This window comes from Aeromonas sp. CD, assembly GCF_033349375.1.
Classification (GTDB): Bacteria; Pseudomonadota; Gammaproteobacteria; order Enterobacterales; family Aeromonadaceae; genus Aeromonas; species Aeromonas hydrophila.
The window spans coordinates 3,150,150-3,166,256 of record NZ_CP137631.1 but is presented as its reverse complement, the minus strand read 5'-3'; the positions used below and the strand labels follow the sequence as shown (position 1 = coordinate 3,166,256).

Below are 16,107 nucleotides of genomic sequence, written 5' to 3'. Positions count from 1 at the left end.
CGTTGAAGGAGTATCGTTTTGGCTTTGGACATCAAGTTGCTCGACATCATTGCCTGCCCGGTCTGCAAGGGCAAGCTGCACTACAACAAGGCCGTGCATGAGCTGGTCTGCCGCTTCGACAAGCTGGCCTATCCGCTGGAGGAGGGGATCCCGGTGCTGCTAGAGAACCGCGCCCGTCCGCTCAGCAGCGACGAGCTGTCGTCATGAGCTTCGTCGTCGTCATTCCTGCCCGCTACGCCTCCACCCGGCTGCCGGGCAAGCCGCTGGCCGACATCCACGGCAAGCCCATGGTGCAGCACGTGGTGGAAAAGGCCCTGCAGTCGGGCGCCGATCGGGTGATCGTCGCTACCGATGACGAGCGGGTGCAGCAGGCGCTGGCCGCCTGCGCCGGGCAGGCTGGTTTCGAGGTGTGCATGACCTCGGAGGATCACCAGTCCGGCACCGAGCGCTTGGCCGAGGTGTGCCGCCACTACGGCTTTGCCGCCGACACCATAGTGGTCAACGTGCAGGGGGACGAGCCGCTCATTCCGCCGGTCATCATCCGTCAGGTGGCGGACAACCTGGCCGCCGCCACGGCGCCCATGGCCACCCTGTCGGTGCCGATCCAGGACGCCGAGGAGGTGTTCAACCCGAACGCCGTCAAGGTGGTGACCGACCAGGAGGGCTACGCGCTCTACTTCAGTCGCGCCTCCATTCCGTGGGATCGGGATCGCTTTGCCGCGAATCGCGAGCAGATTGGCGATCACTACCAGCGCCACATCGGCATCTACGCCTATCGCGCCGGCTTCATCCAGCGTTACGTGGACTGGGCGCCGAGCGCGCTCGAGCAAGTAGAGGCGCTGGAGCAGCTGAGGGTGCTCTGGTATGGGGAGAAGATCCACGTGGCCCAGGCGCTCGAGGCGCCGCCGGTCGGGGTGGATACCCAGGCCGATCTGGACAAGGTGCGCGCGCTGCTGGCGAACTGATGCCGACAACAGCAAAAATGACTCTGAACGGTGCCTGCGGGCGCCGTTTTTTGTGTTTAATCTTTATATAATTATTTGATTCAAAACACCATTTATGAGCACTTTCAAACTTTTCCCGGCCATGGTTTGCCAAATCAGCGAGTTTGGTTATGATGCAAGACGCCGTGTTAACCCTAACTGGCATATAACGAGATAAAAAACGGGGTGTTTGGGTGATTAATGTATTCCTGGTCGATGATCATGAGTTGGTGCGTACAGGGATAAGACGCATTCTGGAAGATGTCCGCGGGATCAAGGTGGTGGGCGAGGCGCAGAGCGGGGAAACCGCAGTCACTTTCTGTCGTCAGCACCATCCCGACGTGATCCTGATGGACATGAACATGCCGGGCATCGGCGGCCTGGAGGCGACCCGCAAGATCCTGCGGATCCGGCCCGATGTGCGCATCATAGTGCTGACCATTCATTCAGAAAATCCGTTCCCGACCAAGGTGATGCAGGCGGGTGCCGCCGGCTATCTCACCAAGGGGGCCGCGCCGGACGAGATGATCCACGCCATTCGCCTGGTCCACTCCGGTCAGCGTTACATCTCCCCGGAGATCGCCCAGCAGATGGCCCTGAGCCAGTTTGCCTCGGCCGACGAGAACCCCTTCAAGTCCCTCTCCGAGCGCGAGCTGCAGATCATGATGATGATCACCAAGGGGCAGAAGGTGACCGATATTTCCGAACAGCTCAACCTGAGCCCGAAGACGGTCAACAGCTACCGCTACCGGCTGTTCAGCAAACTCAACATCAATGGCGATGTGGAGCTGACCCATCTGGCCATTCGCTATGGCATGCTGGATGCCGACACCCTGTAACGGGCGGCGTGTAGCCATCAAAGGCGGCCTGTGCCGCCTTTTTGCTTTTTGCCGGCCTGGCGCAGTATGCTCTGTGCCGTCTTCTGCTTTCATCCGTTGAGCCGAGTTGCCGATGAGCCTCTCTTTCGAACTTCCGTTTGCCGTGATCCCCCAGATCCAGCACCTCGATCCCCGTTTGCCGGAGCCTGCATGACCTCGTCTGAACCTCTCTTCGACAGCAAGGCGTTTCTCAGTGCCGTCACCCACCAGAGCGGCGTCTACCGCATGTATGACAGCGGCGGTACCGTCATCTACGTGGGCAAGGCCAAGGATCTGAAAAAACGGCTCGCCTCCTATTTTCGGGCCAACGTCGACAGCATCAAGACCCGCACCCTGGTGCGCCAGATCGCCGACGTGCAGGTGACGGTCACCCACACCGAAACCGAGGCGCTGATCCTCGAGCACAACCTCATCAAGCAGTACCAGCCTCGCTACAACGTGCTGCTGCGCGACGACAAATCCTACCCCTGGATCATCATCACCGCGCACCAGCACCCGCGCATCGGTGTTCATCGCGGTGCCCGCAAGGTGAAGGGGGAGTACTTCGGCCCGTACCCCTCCGGCGGTGCGGTGCGCGAGAGCCTGCACCTGATGCAGAAGATCTTCCCGGTGCGTCAGTGCGAGGATGCGGTCTATGCCAACCGCAGCCGCCCCTGCCTGCTCTACCAGCTCAAGCGCTGCGCCGGCCCCTGCGTGGCCGGGCTGGTGAGCGAGGCCGAGTATGCCCAGCAGGTGGAGCTGGCCAAGCTGTTTCTGGCGGGCAAGAACCAGCAGGTGATCGGCGAGCTGGTGGGCAAGATGGAGTCCGCCAGCGGCGATCTGCGCTTCGAGGAAGCTGCCCGCTACCGGGATCAGATCCAGGCGCTGCGCCGGGTGACCGAACAGCAGTCGGTGAGCGGCAACGTGCTGGACGAGCTCGACGTGGTGGGGGTGGCCTTCGAGCAGGGGACCGCCTGCATCCACGTGCTATTCATCCGCCAGGGCAAGGTGCTGGGCTCGCGCAGCTACTTCCCGAAAGTACCGGCCGATACCCAACTCGACGAGGTGGTGCAATCCTTCCTGCTGCAGTTCTATCTGTCGGGGCAGGGGGGGCGGCAGATCCCGAGCGAAGTGCTGCTCGACGTGGCGCTCGAAGACGAGAACGTCATCGCCGAGACCCTGAGCCAGACCGCCGGCTACAAGGTGCGGGTGGTGAGCCGTACCCGCGCCGAGCGGGCCCGCTTCATCAAGCTTGCCTCCATCAACGCCCAGACCGCGCTGCGCTCGCGGCTCGCCCACAAGAGCACCACCACCGCCCGCTACGACCAGCTGGAGGAGCTGCTGGAGCTGGAGCTCCCCATCGCCCGCATGGAGTGCTTCGATATCTCCCACACCATGGGTGAGCGCACCGTGGCCTCCTGCGTGGTGTTCAACCGGGAAGGGCCGCTCTCATCGGAATATCGGCGCTTCAACATCGACGGCATCACCGGCGGCGATGACTACGCCGCCATGGAGCAGGCGCTGGAACGGCGCTTTGGCAAGCAGCAGGAGCCGGACAAGGTGCCGGACGTGCTGTTTATCGACGGCGGTCTCGGCCAGCTGCGCCGCGCCGAAGAGATCCTGGCCCGTCAGCTGGAGTTTCTGGGGGGCAAATATCCGCTCCTGGTAGGCATCGCCAAGGGGGTGACCCGCAAGGCGGGGCTGGAGACCCTGATCCTGGGGGAGAGTCACGAAGAGCTGCATTTGCCGGCAGATATGCCCGCCTTGCACCTGATTCAGCACATTCGCGATGAATCCCACCGTTTTGCCATCACCGGCCACCGCGCGAGACGGGCGAAAGCCCGCACCACCAGTACCCTGGAAGATATTCCGGGGGTGGGGCCGAAACGGCGGCAGGCGCTGCTCAAGTACCTGGGCGGGCTGCAGGAGGTGAAAAAAGCCGGGGTGGAGGAGCTCGCCAAGGTGCCCGGCATCAGCCAGGAGCTGGCCCAGTCCATCCACGACGCACTGCACTCGCTCTAGCCATTGGTAGCCGAGAAGGGGGGCATGCGCCTCCATGTTGCCCCTGTTTGCCCTGATGGCGAACAGGGGCTGTCGCCCAAGGTATCGGCAAGGGGCGAGTTGAGTCACATCATTCACCCTGGGTTCATTCACTTCGGGGATCCCGGCACACAAGAGCCGTGACGCAGGGGGGCCGTAAATGCCATAATGGCCCGCATCCTGAGGTTGTTGATGGATTCATAGACCAAGGCGGGCGCCTGTCCGGTTGCATCCGTGATCGGCTTGGGGCTACCATGTAGCGGCATACAAGAAGTGGCTGAAAATAATGACAAATATTCCTAATCTGCTGACGTTTTTTCGGATCTTGCTCATCCCCGTCTTCGTCATCCTGTTCTACCTTCCCTATCAGTGGTCCTATCTGGCGGCGGCCATCGTCTTCATCCTGGCGGCGGCGACCGACTGGTTTGACGGCTACCTTGCCCGCAAGCTGAACCAGTCCACTGCCTTCGGCGCTTTCCTCGATCCGGTGGCCGACAAGATCATGGTGGCGGCGGCGCTGGTGGTGATCGTCGAGCACTACAACACCATCTGGGTGACCATTCCTGCCATGACCATGATTGGCCGCGAGATCATCATCTCCGCCCTGCGCGAGTGGATGGCCGAGCTTGGCAAGCGCTCCTCGGTGGCGGTCAGCTGGATTGGCAAGTGGAAAACCATGATCCAGATGGTGTCGCTCACCGGTCTCATCTGGCAGTACGACATCTGGATGGTGTGGCTGGCCTATGTGCTGCTCTATGTGGCCACAGTGCTCACCTTCTGGTCCATGTTCCAGTACATGAAGGCCGCCTGGGGCGATCTGACCTACCACTCCCGCTTCTAGTCTGCGTTTGTACTAAGCACCGTTTCCCCGCACTTGGGGCAGGGAAACGGTCGTGAACGTTGAAAATACAGGAAAAGGGCAAAAAACACCCGAACGATCAGGGTATTAAACATTTTTGGTTGACTGGGCGAGGAACATCGCTAGAATGCGTCCTCGTAGTCAGGCAGTCAGCCAGACCATTGCGGGAATAGCTCAGTTGGTAGAGCACGACCTTGCCAAGGTCGGGGTCGCGAGTTCGAGTCTCGTTTCCCGCTCCAAATTCAGACAATAGAGAGTTTCTCTCTTTTGCATGGCGCGTTAGCAAAGCGGTTATGCAGCGGATTGCAAATCCGTTTAGTCCGGTTCGACTCCGGAACGTGCCTCCATATTGACAAGCCCGCGGCGCGAGCTTGATACCGATTACGGTGCCCGAGTGGTGAAATCGGTAGACACAAGGGATTTAAAATCCCTCGACGTTCGCGTCGTGCCGGTTCGATTCCGGCCTCGGGCACCATTAAAATCAAAGACTTACTAAGGCCGCTAGCAATAGCGGCCTTTTTGTTTTCTCCCAGTGTCCACATTTGATCCACACAGATTTATTCCGGTAGCTCGTCAAGTTTCACCTCGAGCTGGATGCGGTTGGTGTAGCCCTGGTTGGTGAGGTCGTGCACCACCTGGGTGAGCAGCCAGTCGGCCTCGTCTATCTGGGGCTTGAACCCCCTGACGGTGGTGGGTTGTTCCGGGTAGAGCTCTGACCGGCCCCTGGCCAGGGTGATGTCGAACTCGGCCACCCCGCGCTGGATCCGCTCCCACTCTGCCCTGGCTGCCCGCATGGCGTTGGCCTGGTTGGCGTAGACGTGGCGCAGCTCCTTGACGTTCTCGCTGCTGCCGACCAGCAGCTCGTTCTCTTTCTTGTTGACCACTACGCTCGGCGGCAATGGCCGCTCTGGTTTCGGCTTGGTCTTTCTCTTGCGCTTCACCTCGACTTTCTTTTTCTCTGCGGCTTTGTTGTCTTGCCAGTAGGCCGTCACGCCGGTGTAGGCGTCGCGGTCTGCCACTGAGAAGCGGTGCTGATCGCCATCTTGGCGGGTGATGGTGATGGCTGGCAGCGGCTGGCCCTTTGCGGTGGTGCCCTGGCCTGCCTTGATGAACATCAGGCGGCCAGATTTGACGGTAGAGATGGCATCGCACTGGCCGGCCAAGCGGGTGAGGAAGGCCAGATCGCTTTCGTTGGTCTGGTCGATGTGGTCGATCAGCTGCCCCTTGAGCGAGTCACCCACGCAGGGTGTGAGCTGGTAGGTGGCGGCCACCTGTTCGACGATGCTGCCGACGGTGGATTGGTGCCAGCTGCGCTCGCGCAGCTTGTTCATGCTGCCGCGCAGGTCAGCCGATTTGCCCCGAATGGTGAGCACATCTGGGGCGCCGGCGTGCTCCACTTCGTCAATCTTGTAGGTGCCCTTGTCGACCAGGGCGCTGCCTTGCCAGCCGATGAGGCAGCGCAGGGTGGCCCCCCGGCGCGGCATGTCGAGCTGACCGTCGCTGTCATCGAGGGTGATCTCGATGGTGTCGGCGGTGAAACCCCGGTTGTCGGTGATGGTCATCGACATCAGGCGCGGGCGGATGGCGGCCGAAATGTCTTTGCCATCGACCAGCACCTGGTAGGCCGGCACCGGATGGCCTTGGCGCAGGGCATCGAGCGAGCTGGTGATGCCAAGATTCTCGGCCAGGCGGCTGCCGAACTGGTCAAGCGCCCCCATCAGAGGATCCCCCCCAGCTTGCCGCCGATGCTACCCATGAGTTTGCCCACCCCCAAGCGGCCTAGCAGGTTGCCCGCGGTGCGCCCCAGCAGGGTGTTGCCCAGCGTGCTGTCGTTGTCGTCAACCCGCTTGAGCTTGATGCTGAACTCTATCTTGCGGGCGGCGCCATCGCTGAAAAACTCGGTGCGGGTGGTGCTGATGCCCTCTATGACGAACGAGCCACGCATCACGCCATCGCCCTGGATCAGGGGGAAGGCTTCACCGCTGTCGCCCATCTGGCGCAGCATGTCGAGCGACACAGGCCCGCCGGTCAACTCTGGGTAGAGCACTCCGCTCAGGGTGCTGGTTTCATCGTCAGGGCCGAGAAATTGGTAAGCCGGGCGGGCACCGACCCGGTTATTGCCCGGGTGGCGCCATGCCCATTCGTCTTGCTGGGATTGTGGGGCAACGGTCGAGCGCATAAACACGAACCAGCCCAGGGTCATCATCATGGTGGTTGCTCCTTAGTTGCGATCGCCCAGCGTGGCGCGGCCACGGGCGGCGGCTTGCCGCTCGCGCTGTTCTATCCGTTGGTCAATCTTGCGAACGAGATCATCAGGTGTTTCCCCCGGTTGCTGCACGATGGTCCATTGGTGGGTGGTCGTTGAGTTGCCACCTCTGGCCGCGACAGGTTTTGGTACCGGTGTTGGTACAATGCGGGGGCCGTAGCCACTGGCGCCGGCCATTGCTGGCTGGTTGATGTTGCCGGTCAGATAACCCGGCCCGGTCGATTTGTCCTGCCCGATGGTGACGTCACCGCCAGTGAACCAGTCCGGCAGGTACTGGGTGAAAGCTTTGATTTTCTCCATCAGGGTCTTCCACTTGGCAGTGATGCCGTCGATCAGTCCCTGCACGATGGCTTTGCCCTTGTTGACTGCGCCATCTGGCAGTGTGTCGAAGAAGAGCCATACCTTGTCCCATGAGGTCATGAACAAGCCGATGGGCGTCCAGCTGGCCAGCTCTTTGACCAGCTCCCACCAAGCCAGCGCTGGGCCCTTGCATTTGGCCCAGAGTTCGGTAAACCATGCTGATACCCCATCCCAATTCGTGTAGAGCAGGTATGCACCATAGGCTAGGGCTGCGACTAGCCCGATGATCCAGGTGATGGGGTTGGTGAGCAGCGCGATGCCCATTCTGATAAACGCACCAGTCAACAAGCGCACGACACCAAGCAGTAGCCTAAACGGAGCCAGCAGCCATTTAAGCACTGTGCCCAATACCGTGCCCTTTATACCCAACACTCCAAAAATGAGTTTCATGATGGCCAGGGGACCGAGCAGGGCGGCAACTGTCAACGACAGCCCGCCCAGTGCAATAGCGATGATGGATGTCACGGCCGCAATCCTGACCAGGGTGTTGGCGAGCTTGGGGTTTTCTTCAACCCAGTTGCGTGTGCCGGCGACGATCTCTTTGGTGAATTTGATGATGTCCATCAGGGAGCCGCGCAGCAGCTCGCCAAGGTCTGCCTTCACGTTCTTTATCCCGGCCTGCAGGATCAGCCACTGCGATGAGAGCGAGTCTTTGTCGATGTCTGACTCTCGCTGCATCGACCCCTTCGACTTCTCGGCGTTCACCAGTTTCAACTGTCGGTAGAGTTCATCCAGGTTATTGGAGAGCTTGGCCACGTCTTTGCCGTATTCCTTGCCGAATATCTGGGTGGTGACCCTGAGCTGGTCTTCGACGTTCAGCTTTTTAATCTTCTCCAGCACCTTGGTGATGGTGCCCATGGCGTCGGTGGCCATGGCCTTTTCTACTGCGGTTGACTGCATGCCGATCGCTTTCATCCCAGCCTGGAAGCGCTTGCTTTGCATGGTCGCGATGGAAAGCTCGCGAACCATAGCGTTGGAGGCGCTGGCGGCTATTTCCGGCGCAGCCCCCAGGCTTAGGAAGGTCGAACCCAGAGCGGCCGCTTTCTTGTAATCGAGCTTGTCGGCCACGCCCCCCAGACGTTGCAGCACGTCGATGATGTCTGCACCCTTGGATTGGGCGTTGTCGTCGAGGAAGTTGATGGCATCGCCGAGCTGTTCGATGTTGCTGATGGGGATTTTGTAGAGGTTGGCAATCTTGCCCATGTCTTCGGCTAGCTGTCCGGCCGGCAGCTCAAAGGCGGTTGCCGCCTTGGCGGCGGTTTTGGCGAAGTTGAGCAGGTTGTCTTTGCCTTGTACCCCCATGCGGGCGGCGCCTTCAACCAGTGCTGCGATATCGATCGCGCCGTTGAGCTGTGGGATCTCTTCTGAAATGGCCTTTATCTCTTTTGCCATGTCGTAGTAGATGGAGGTCAGTTCGCCTGAATCTGTTCTGGCGCCATCCACCTGCTTGGCCACCCCTTTCATGGCATCTTCAAAGCTCGAGTACTCTTTGATGGCGCTGTAAATCGGCATGCCCATGGCGGTACCTGTCGCCAGTGCGGTGGCGCCGTGGCCGGCAATCTGGCCGCGCAGCTCTTGGGTCTGGCGGTAGCTGGCCTTGACCTGGTTGAGGCGCTTTTGCTGGTCAGCCAGCTGGCCCAGCTTGGCGCGCTGCTGGTCTAGTTGGCCGTTGGCGGCAGCCAGGTCAGTCTTGAGGCGGCGCTGGTGATCGCCGAGCTGTTTGGTGTTGATGCCTGCTTCGTTCATGGCGCGTTTCAGGCTGCCGTGACGGGCGACCATTTCACGCTCTTGCTGGGATAGGTCGCGCACCCTCTGTTTGGCCTGCTCCATCGCCCTGGTCATGGCTTTGGTGGGCTGTTCGACCTGGGCGAGCTGTTGAGCCATCTGCTGGGCATCGCGCTGGGCTGCTGTGAGCTGGGCGCGGGTGGCGCCAATCTGGCGGCCCAGGGTGCGGTAGCCTTCAATCTGGCCGCTTTGGTTTTCGAGCTCTTTGATGCGCTTCTTGGTGGCGAGCAGGTCTTGAGCGGTCATGCGGCTCTGGCCGCTGACGGCTTTGAGGGGGGCGGTGAGCTTGTCGACCGCCCCGAGCAGGATTTGGAGTTTGAGAGGGTTCATTGTTCTTCTGCCCCGTTGATGCGGTTGTGAATCTCAACGAGGCGTTGGTGCCAGCCCATCAGCTCGCTGATTTCCATGGCCGCCATCTCGGACGGCGGCCAGTGGGCGATGATGGCGATCTCGGCCATCAGGTCGTCTATGCAGTGAGGTAGGCCTCCTGCTGCGAGCCCATCAAAAAACCGACCACCACCACCCCGGCTTTGAGCAGGTCAGCCGGGTCCATGTCGTTCACTTCCTTTTCGGTCAGGTCGGTGATGCGGGGCAGCAGTTTGATGAGGGTATCGACGTTCATCTGGACGATGTCCATGGTGTTGAGCCCGCGCAGGTGGCCCGCCTTCTTGGGGCTGCGGATGATCAGGCTGTTGAGGGTGCTTTCGCCGCGCTGGATCGGGGTGTCGAGGGTGATTTCTTTCTGGTCCATGGTGCTTGTTCCTGTTGTGGATGTGGTGAGGGCGGCGCTTTCTGTTGGGATAAGGGCCGCCCGTTGGATGGGTGAATGGGTTAGAGGCCGATGGCTTTGCGGTGCTCGGCCATGCGGTCGACGCCGTCGGGGCCGATTTCAATCATGTTGAGCAGGTCGATTTCGTGGATAACGACCCCATCAATGGTCACTTTGTAGTAGGTGTTGACCATGGTGACCTTGGCCTGGCTGTTATCACCGACCTTGGCGGTGCCCCAGTCGATTTCTTTGAAACGACCTCTGGTGAACACTTCTACGGACTGCACGCCGACCACGTCATCCCGCTGGATGGATCCAGCAAAGCGAAGGGCGATGCCGTCGATCTTGCCATTGCCCATCTTGCCCAGGATCTCGGCGCTGTAGCCGCCCATGGTGAAAGAGGTATCGAGGGCGCTGTCATCCAGCCCCATGTCGATGTTGACGGCGCCACCCATACCGCCGCCGCGATAGGCTTCAAACTTGCGTGAGAGCTTGGCAAAGGTGAAGTCTTCCGCTTCGCCGATCCAGTTGGTGCCGTCGGTGAACACGTTGAGTTGTTTGACTTTTCTTGGCAGTGCCATGGTGGCTCCTTATGCTGCGGCCGCGACGCGGGCGCCGAAGTCGATGAGGTAGTGGTCGGTGATGCGCTGGATGAAGCCGAGGTCTTCGAGCGGCGGCACCGGGGTGTAGTTGTAATCGATGCGCAGCTTGCCGGCCTTGAGGGTGTCTTTGTCGTTGAGCTCTTCGTTGTACCAGCAGTCAAAGCCGAGCAGGTAACCGCCCGCCACCAGTTCGCGGCCCTTGGCCTTGATGCCCTCGATGATGTCTTTCACCAGGGTGGGGGTGAGCGGCTTGTCGTTGGCCCACATGTGTGCCTCGGCCATGGTGTCGGCCAGGATCTGGGCGGTGCGGGTGTAGTTCTCGAAGGCGAACAGCGGATCATCGGAGCAGGTGCGGTTGCCCCAGTAGCGGAAGCCATCAGCCCGGATGAGGGCGGTGATCTCGTTGGCGTTGAGCAGGCCGACCTCGGTGTCGGGGTCTTGCAGATCCCAGAACAGGGACTTGGTCATGCCGTCGACCCCGGTCACGCCGACGTTCGACAGGGTCTTGTGCCAGCCGATCTCTTTGTCGATGAGCGCCCGCATGGCGGCAGCCTTGAGGCAGGCATCCAGTTTGACGCTGGTATTGGCTGCCACGTCCCAGGCGGTCCAGTCGCCGTGGATCGGCATCAGTTCGCGGCTGGAGAAGTTTTCGCGGTAGGCCAGCGCAGCCTCGACGGTCTCTGCGATGGTCGGCACGTAGGCAAAGGCGCGCAGCTTCTTGGCCACACCACCCAGCGCAGTAGCCACCGGCAAGGTGCAGTTATCCGGCACGCAGAGGATGCGCGGTTTGACGCCGGTCATCGGGGCGGCCCGTTCCAGTGCCTTGAGGCCGGTGTAGCTGCCATCCGGCTTGATGGTGCCGATGATGTTGCTGGTCAGGGCGGCCGCGTCGGCGCCATCCGCCACGCGCACGGCGATGACGATGGTGTTGACGGTGTCATAGATGGTTTGCAGCGAGCGCTTGAGGTTGCCCTGGGTGCCAGCCTTGGCGATGGCCGCCGGCAGGTTGGCGATCAGCACCGGTTTATCGAGCGGGAAGTAGGCGGCATCCGCATCGGCGCTGGTGCAGACCATGCCGATCACCGCCGTGGCGACGGTGCGGATGGTGCGAGTGCCCTCGTTGACTTCCACGACGCGCACGCCGTGGTGAAATTGGTCCAGTGCCATAGGTTCTCCTGTTGTCCGGACGGAGCTTTTGCAAGGAAATGCGAGCATGGTCAGGATGCAGGGGCAGGGGATGGCAGGCGAGCTGCGGCCAGTGTATCCGGCGTGGATACACTGGATCGGCGGTGACAAGGGGTTGATGTGCGGCAGTAACGAAACACCCCGCACAGGGCGGGGTGTTGGTGTTGATGGTCGCGTGATTGTCAACCAGTCAATCGGAAGTGGGTGGGTCAACTGGTTCAATTACAACGGGAGGGGGATTTATCCACTCGCCGCCGTTCAGGGTGGCACCAGGTAACACATGTGGAGGGCAGGGCGTGAACTGCGCGGCCAGGGCTGGCACATGCACGTCCACCGGCTTGAGGTTCAGGCCGCCATCGTTCCACACTTCGACGGCGATGCCGTCCACCACTCTCGCATAATGGTTCATTATCCAATCCTCTCTACAATGACCGCACCGACGCCGCCACGGCCCTGACCGCCGGCACCGCCGCCGACATAGGCATCCACACTGGGTGTTTGGCCCGCGCCGCAGCCGCCGCCGCCCATTTGGGCTGGTGACATGAAAAAGCCACTATAAAACTCGGCGCCGCTGCCGTACTCAGTTGGTAAAAGCCCAATGTTCCAGCCGTCTACATAGCTACGACCGGCAATACCTGCTTTGGCCTGGGTACTAAAACCACCACCCGATGCCGATCCGCCAGCATATCCCGGTAGGCCATCACCACCCTGGTGGGCTGCACTGCCGCCGGCACGGTCGAGCCCGGCGCCCCCTTTGCGGCGTACGCTGCCTGCTAGTCCCATGCCGCCCTGAGCGGTGCCGGTGGTGCCACCTGCCCCGCCTGTGGCCGACACGATAGCGCCGAAACTCGACGTACCGCCGGGCAGCCCTGCATCTGCTCCCATCTCGCCGGCCTGGCCGACCGTGTAGGAGTAAACCGTCTCGGCGTTGACGGTCAAAGTGGCTTCGTCGTACCCGCCGCCGCCCCCGCCGTAGTAGTAGGTATTGACGGCGCTGGAGCGCCCGCCACCACCACCACCTACCACGGCGACACGGTACACCCCCGGCTCTAGCGTGAGCTGGCGGGTACCTGGGTTGATGTCAAACAGCACAATGCTTTGTTTGAGCCTTGGGTATTTGTGCTCTGTCATGGTTGCACCAAGATCGATCATGACACTCTCCATTGACCGTTAATTTTTGAGTAGACGAATTGTTTGCCCGTGATGCGCAGCCGCGTTTTTTGATCGGCGCCATGGGGGGTAATGATGGTTTCCCCTGCCTTGGCTTTGACGATGCAATCGGTGTTTTTGATGTTGACCGAGTGATCCACGATCACGATGACGTCACCACTGTCTGGCAAGGTGAGCTCACCCGCGCCCATGAAGCGATATGAACGGTTCATGGCCGCCCCAGCGCCAGTGAAGGGCACCCATGCAAAACGTTGGTCAACGTAGGTTCGTGATGCCAGTACTTTGGACGGGTCAACCAATATCTGGATTTGCCCGCCATCCACTTGATGGATCGAGACGTAGGTGCCGAGCGGGAGATCGACTTGCGCCCCCTGGGCTGGGATGGTTTTTTCCACCGGCGGATAGCGGGTGGCGAAAATCATGTCGCCGTCGGCATCGAACCAGCCTGCCTCGCGCACGATAAACGGACCCACATCGAGGGGGACGTAGCCTTCCATGTAGTACTGGGATGGCAGGTTGGCATCCTGTTCCAGTACCGCAATCGGGCCGCGAAAGGTTTCATCGATCAGCTTAGTGGCTTGGCGCAGCTGTTCGGCCGTAGGCGCGTAGCTATCGCCGCCACCGGTTCCTACCGCGAACTGAGTGAGGTTCAGTGCTCGGCTGGTTGCGGCCAGATTGGCCAGCTTGGCAGCCCCGATGGTCGTCAGAACGGTAAAGTAGGTTTGTGTCATATGGCATTCACTCTGTAAGTCGCCGCAATGCGCGGCATGCCGCCCAGGGGGGCAGCAATGCTGGTTGTTGGCAGGCTGGCCTGATATGGGCGGCAGATGTAGCGCGGGGTGATGGACGGCACGGCCGCCACCCCCTGCCCTATGTCTGTGCTCATGACCAGACTGAGGGTGTAGTGACTGCGCAGGTTTTTGGCTTCGTCGACTCGGCGAGTGATGGCGGCGGTGTTGCCTGCCGCGACCCCTTCAGGCGGAACGTTGACGCGCACTTTGAAGGTGTACGGCTGACCGCCAAACTCGAACCATTGCTGGAGGGTGGCGCGATAGCCGATGGCAGCCAGTGCGCGACGCACCGCGCCTGGGGTGCCTTTGGTAGCGTGAATGCTGAAACTGGCTGCCATGGCGCCGCGCTTTTGCGAGTCTGACCAGTCATCATCCCAGTCATCGACGCTGAATGCCCAGGCCTGATACGGCAGGACGTTGGCCGGGCATCTGGCTGTCGACCATAAATCTCGGCATGGAATGGGGAGTGCCATCGCGGCGGCGGCCACGGTGCTCAGGTTGCGCTCGGCTTTGGTGGCATTGGGTGGCAGCAGGTTCATTGGATCACCTGCTCGATGGTGTATCCGCTGCACCATGCAGCCTGATGTTTTTCCGGGGTGATGTCTGCCCAGCCAACCAACTCGACCTTTGTGACCCCCTGCACATGCAGGGCCGAGTCAAGGAGGGATCGCGGCACCTCTACCCCGATGCGGCGACGCGGATTGATCACATCAAGCAATCGCCGTTCAGCTTCGGCGGTGATGGCGGCCGCAGATGGCCCGGCCGCCGGAATAAACAGGCGAATGGCCAGGGTGTATGGCAACACTTGGGCGGCTTTGACATGCACGTTATCGGTCAGCGGCACCCGATCTTCATCGGTGAGATAGGTGGCTACTTTGGTCAGCAGTTCCGCAGCCGGGGTGCCGTTGCCGGTGGCGGCCAGGATGTATACATCCACCACGCCCGGGCTCGGTGAGGTAGGTTCGGCATCCATCACAGCGCCATCAGCGGTGCGGGCGTGATAGCGATAGGCCTCGCGTGGTCCTGCGACGCTGAGGGCATCCCATGCCAGTAAGGCGCGTTCGCGCAGGGCGGCATCACGTTCCATGATGGTGGGGATCGGCGGGGTGGCGGTGTCGTTCCCCGGCTGCACGACAAGCCGCTCGACATTCCAGTTGGCCACCAGATTATCGAGGTCAGCCTTTTCTGCCCACGCCACCATGTTGGCGACTGATGCGCTGTTGATGCGGGCCCGCAGGATCAGCTCTCGATAGGTGTTCTCTTGCAGCATCTTGGTGAGGGGCTCAGATTCAAGCGCCAGCGTGGCAGCAATGGCCGCTTGCTGGTCTGCCGGATAGTGGGCGATCAAGGATGCTTTGCGCTCGGCAAGGATGGCCTCGAAGTCGAGCAATTCGACCACATCAGGCGGTGGCAGCTTTGATAGATCTATGGCGCTCAACGGGTGGCTCCTGTGGGGATAGTGATAGTGGCACTTTCTGTTTTTGAATCTGGCGCGCCGCCATCTTTGCGTTGCCAGGTGAGCTCGATGGTGAGGGCACCATCCATGCCGCCGCCCAGCACATCGACGCGGGTGATGGTGATGCGCGGCTCCCAGTTGATGAGGGCCTGCACGGTGGCGGCCATCAGGCGCAAGCGGGTGGCCTGATGCTGTGGCTGGTCGATGAGGTAAAACAGCTCGCTGCCGTAGTCACGACGCATGACCCGCGAGCCCACCGGGGTGATGAGGATGTCGCGCACCGACTGGATGATGTGGTCGGTGGCGCTGATGGCGCGGCCGGTGGCTGCATTCATGCCGAGCCAGTTCATGCCGGGCCCCCAGTTTGTCCGCCACCAGTGCTGACTCCGCTGTGCTTGTGGGTGGTGACTTCGACGTTGCCTATTTTGGCTGTGGGGGCGGTGATCTTGCCGCCCGCTTCAATGGTCGAACCGACCTTGAGCGCTTGGGTGCACTCCACCATGGGGGTGATCAGCTTGACGGAGACGGAGGCCGAGAGGGTGGCGGTCTTGATACCGCTGGCATTGAGTGCCCCGGTGGCCGGGTTGTACTCGATGACGGCGCCATCGGCGTACTCTGTGCGGTCGAGATCCGGGTTGTCATCATCGCTCAGTGGCTCGTCTGCGGCGGCGGCGTTGAGGGAGCCCACGATGTACGCATTGCGCAGATCGCCACTGACTGACAACAACATGACCTGCTCGCCGATGGAGAGGCGATGGCGGGTGCGGTTATTCCCGGCCCGTTCGGTGATGTAGGGCCGCCAGTTGGTGATGATGTCGCCGGTTTTGACGCGACATTCCCCGGATCGCACGGCGGTGACGGTGCCAATGCGGATCAGGTTGTCGAGCTGGCGTTGGAGTTCGATCAGGGTCAGTTGCATGGGGTCATTGTTTTGGGCAATGGCGGGTAAGGCGAGGGGCGTCCAGTGTATCCACGGCGGATACA

19 protein-coding genes and 3 tRNA genes are annotated in these 16,107 nt (G+C 61.1%); 8 read left to right on the top strand and 14 right to left on the bottom strand.

Going from position 1 to position 16,107, the window contains the following annotated elements; all coding sequences use genetic code 11:
- Nucleotides 1–18 precede the first annotated feature (18 nt).
- The 8 genes from R2E40_RS14725 to R2E40_RS14690 all read left to right on the top strand — a co-directional run bounded on the left by R2E40_RS14725 (nucleotide 19) and on the right by R2E40_RS14690 (nucleotide 5,214).
- Nucleotides 19–207: a Trm112 family protein gene (locus R2E40_RS14725; RefSeq protein WP_011706581.1), complete on the top strand. Its 189-nt coding sequence runs from the start codon at nucleotides 19–21 to the stop codon at nucleotides 205–207.
- Nucleotides 204–965, top strand: coding sequence for a 3-deoxy-manno-octulosonate cytidylyltransferase (gene kdsB / locus R2E40_RS14720; RefSeq protein WP_318163738.1), 762 nt, complete (start codon nucleotides 204–206; stop codon nucleotides 963–965). The genes R2E40_RS14725 and kdsB overlap by 4 nt, the downstream gene beginning before the upstream one ends.
- A gap of 212 nt (nucleotides 966–1,177) precedes the next feature.
- Complete coding sequence (uvrY, locus tag R2E40_RS14715; protein ID WP_011706579.1) at nucleotides 1,178–1,822, top strand: UvrY/SirA/GacA family response regulator transcription factor; 645 nt, start codon at nucleotides 1,178–1,180, stop codon at nucleotides 1,820–1,822.
- Between the two features lie 189 nt (nucleotides 1,823–2,011).
- Nucleotides 2,012–3,862 (top strand): excinuclease ABC subunit UvrC, encoded by a 1,851-nt coding sequence (gene uvrC, locus R2E40_RS14710; RefSeq protein ID WP_318163737.1) that lies wholly within the window; start codon nucleotides 2,012–2,014, stop codon nucleotides 3,860–3,862.
- A gap of 304 nt (nucleotides 3,863–4,166) precedes the next feature.
- Complete coding sequence (pgsA, locus tag R2E40_RS14705) at nucleotides 4,167–4,721, top strand: CDP-diacylglycerol--glycerol-3-phosphate 3-phosphatidyltransferase (RefSeq protein WP_011706577.1); 555 nt, start codon at nucleotides 4,167–4,169, stop codon at nucleotides 4,719–4,721.
- Between the two features lie 181 nt (nucleotides 4,722–4,902).
- Nucleotides 4,903–4,978 (top strand) — tRNA-Gly (locus tag R2E40_RS14700).
- Nucleotides 4,979–5,012: 34 nt separating this feature from the next.
- Nucleotides 5,013–5,086 (top strand) — tRNA-Cys (locus R2E40_RS14695).
- Nucleotides 5,087–5,127: 41 nt separating this feature from the next.
- Nucleotides 5,128–5,214 (top strand) — tRNA-Leu (locus tag R2E40_RS14690).
- Between the two features lie 82 nt (nucleotides 5,215–5,296).
- Here the strand turns inward: R2E40_RS14690 and R2E40_RS14685 are convergent.
- From R2E40_RS14685 to R2E40_RS14620, 14 genes are all read right to left on the bottom strand, one after another.
- The gene (locus tag R2E40_RS14685; protein WP_318163736.1) at nucleotides 5,297–6,457 is read right to left on the bottom strand and encodes a phage late control D family protein; all 1,161 of its coding nucleotides are present in this window, start codon (nucleotides 6,455–6,457) and stop codon (nucleotides 5,297–5,299) included.
- The gene (locus R2E40_RS14680) at nucleotides 6,457–6,948 is read right to left on the bottom strand and encodes a phage tail protein (RefSeq protein WP_017411157.1); all 492 of its coding nucleotides are present in this window, start codon (nucleotides 6,946–6,948) and stop codon (nucleotides 6,457–6,459) included. Before R2E40_RS14680 ends, R2E40_RS14685 begins: the two co-directional genes overlap by 1 nt.
- A gap of 12 nt (nucleotides 6,949–6,960) precedes the next feature.
- Nucleotides 6,961–9,480, bottom strand: coding sequence for a phage tail tape measure protein (locus R2E40_RS14675; protein WP_318163735.1), 2,520 nt, complete (start codon nucleotides 9,478–9,480; stop codon nucleotides 6,961–6,963).
- The gene (locus tag R2E40_RS14670; protein WP_041218506.1) at nucleotides 9,477–9,608 is read right to left on the bottom strand and encodes a GpE family phage tail protein; all 132 of its coding nucleotides are present in this window, start codon (nucleotides 9,606–9,608) and stop codon (nucleotides 9,477–9,479) included. Before R2E40_RS14670 ends, R2E40_RS14675 begins: the two co-directional genes overlap by 4 nt.
- Nucleotides 9,609–9,616: 8 nt before the next feature.
- Nucleotides 9,617–9,901 (bottom strand): phage tail assembly protein, encoded by a 285-nt coding sequence (locus tag R2E40_RS14665; protein ID WP_039214151.1) that lies wholly within the window; start codon nucleotides 9,899–9,901, stop codon nucleotides 9,617–9,619.
- An 80-nt stretch (nucleotides 9,902–9,981) separates the two neighbouring features.
- Complete coding sequence (locus R2E40_RS14660) at nucleotides 9,982–10,500, bottom strand: phage major tail tube protein (protein ID WP_215281058.1); 519 nt, start codon at nucleotides 10,498–10,500, stop codon at nucleotides 9,982–9,984.
- Between the two features lie 9 nt (nucleotides 10,501–10,509).
- Complete coding sequence (locus R2E40_RS14655; protein WP_318165562.1) at nucleotides 10,510–11,682, bottom strand: phage tail sheath protein; 1,173 nt, start codon at nucleotides 11,680–11,682, stop codon at nucleotides 10,510–10,512.
- A gap of 214 nt (nucleotides 11,683–11,896) precedes the next feature.
- Entirely contained in the window at nucleotides 11,897–12,115 is a 219-nt protein-coding gene (locus R2E40_RS14650) for a hypothetical protein (RefSeq protein ID WP_318163734.1), read from the bottom strand.
- On the bottom strand, nucleotides 12,115–12,858 hold the full coding sequence (locus tag R2E40_RS14645) for a glycine-rich domain-containing protein (protein ID WP_318163733.1): 744 nt from the start codon (nucleotides 12,856–12,858) through the stop codon (nucleotides 12,115–12,117). The genes R2E40_RS14650 and R2E40_RS14645 overlap by 1 nt, the downstream gene beginning before the upstream one ends.
- Nucleotides 12,855–13,607 carry a phage tail protein gene (locus R2E40_RS14640; protein ID WP_139704706.1) on the bottom strand — a complete coding sequence of 251 codons (753 nt, stop codon included), beginning with the start codon at nucleotides 13,605–13,607 and terminating at the stop codon, nucleotides 12,855–12,857. Before R2E40_RS14640 ends, R2E40_RS14645 begins: the two co-directional genes overlap by 4 nt.
- A complete protein-coding gene (locus R2E40_RS14635) occupies nucleotides 13,604–14,206 on the bottom strand; it encodes a phage tail protein I (RefSeq protein WP_318163732.1) in 603 nt (200 codons plus the stop codon). Before R2E40_RS14635 ends, R2E40_RS14640 begins: the two co-directional genes overlap by 4 nt.
- On the bottom strand, nucleotides 14,203–15,105 hold the full coding sequence (locus R2E40_RS14630) for a baseplate J/gp47 family protein (RefSeq protein ID WP_318163731.1): 903 nt from the start codon (nucleotides 15,103–15,105) through the stop codon (nucleotides 14,203–14,205). The genes R2E40_RS14635 and R2E40_RS14630 overlap by 4 nt, the downstream gene beginning before the upstream one ends.
- Complete coding sequence (locus R2E40_RS14625; RefSeq protein WP_139704713.1) at nucleotides 15,102–15,473, bottom strand: GPW/gp25 family protein; 372 nt, start codon at nucleotides 15,471–15,473, stop codon at nucleotides 15,102–15,104. Before R2E40_RS14625 ends, R2E40_RS14630 begins: the two co-directional genes overlap by 4 nt.
- Nucleotides 15,470–16,042, bottom strand: coding sequence for a phage baseplate assembly protein V (locus R2E40_RS14620; RefSeq protein ID WP_318163730.1), 573 nt, complete (start codon nucleotides 16,040–16,042; stop codon nucleotides 15,470–15,472). The genes R2E40_RS14625 and R2E40_RS14620 overlap by 4 nt, the downstream gene beginning before the upstream one ends.
- Nucleotides 16,043–16,107 lie beyond the last annotated feature (65 nt).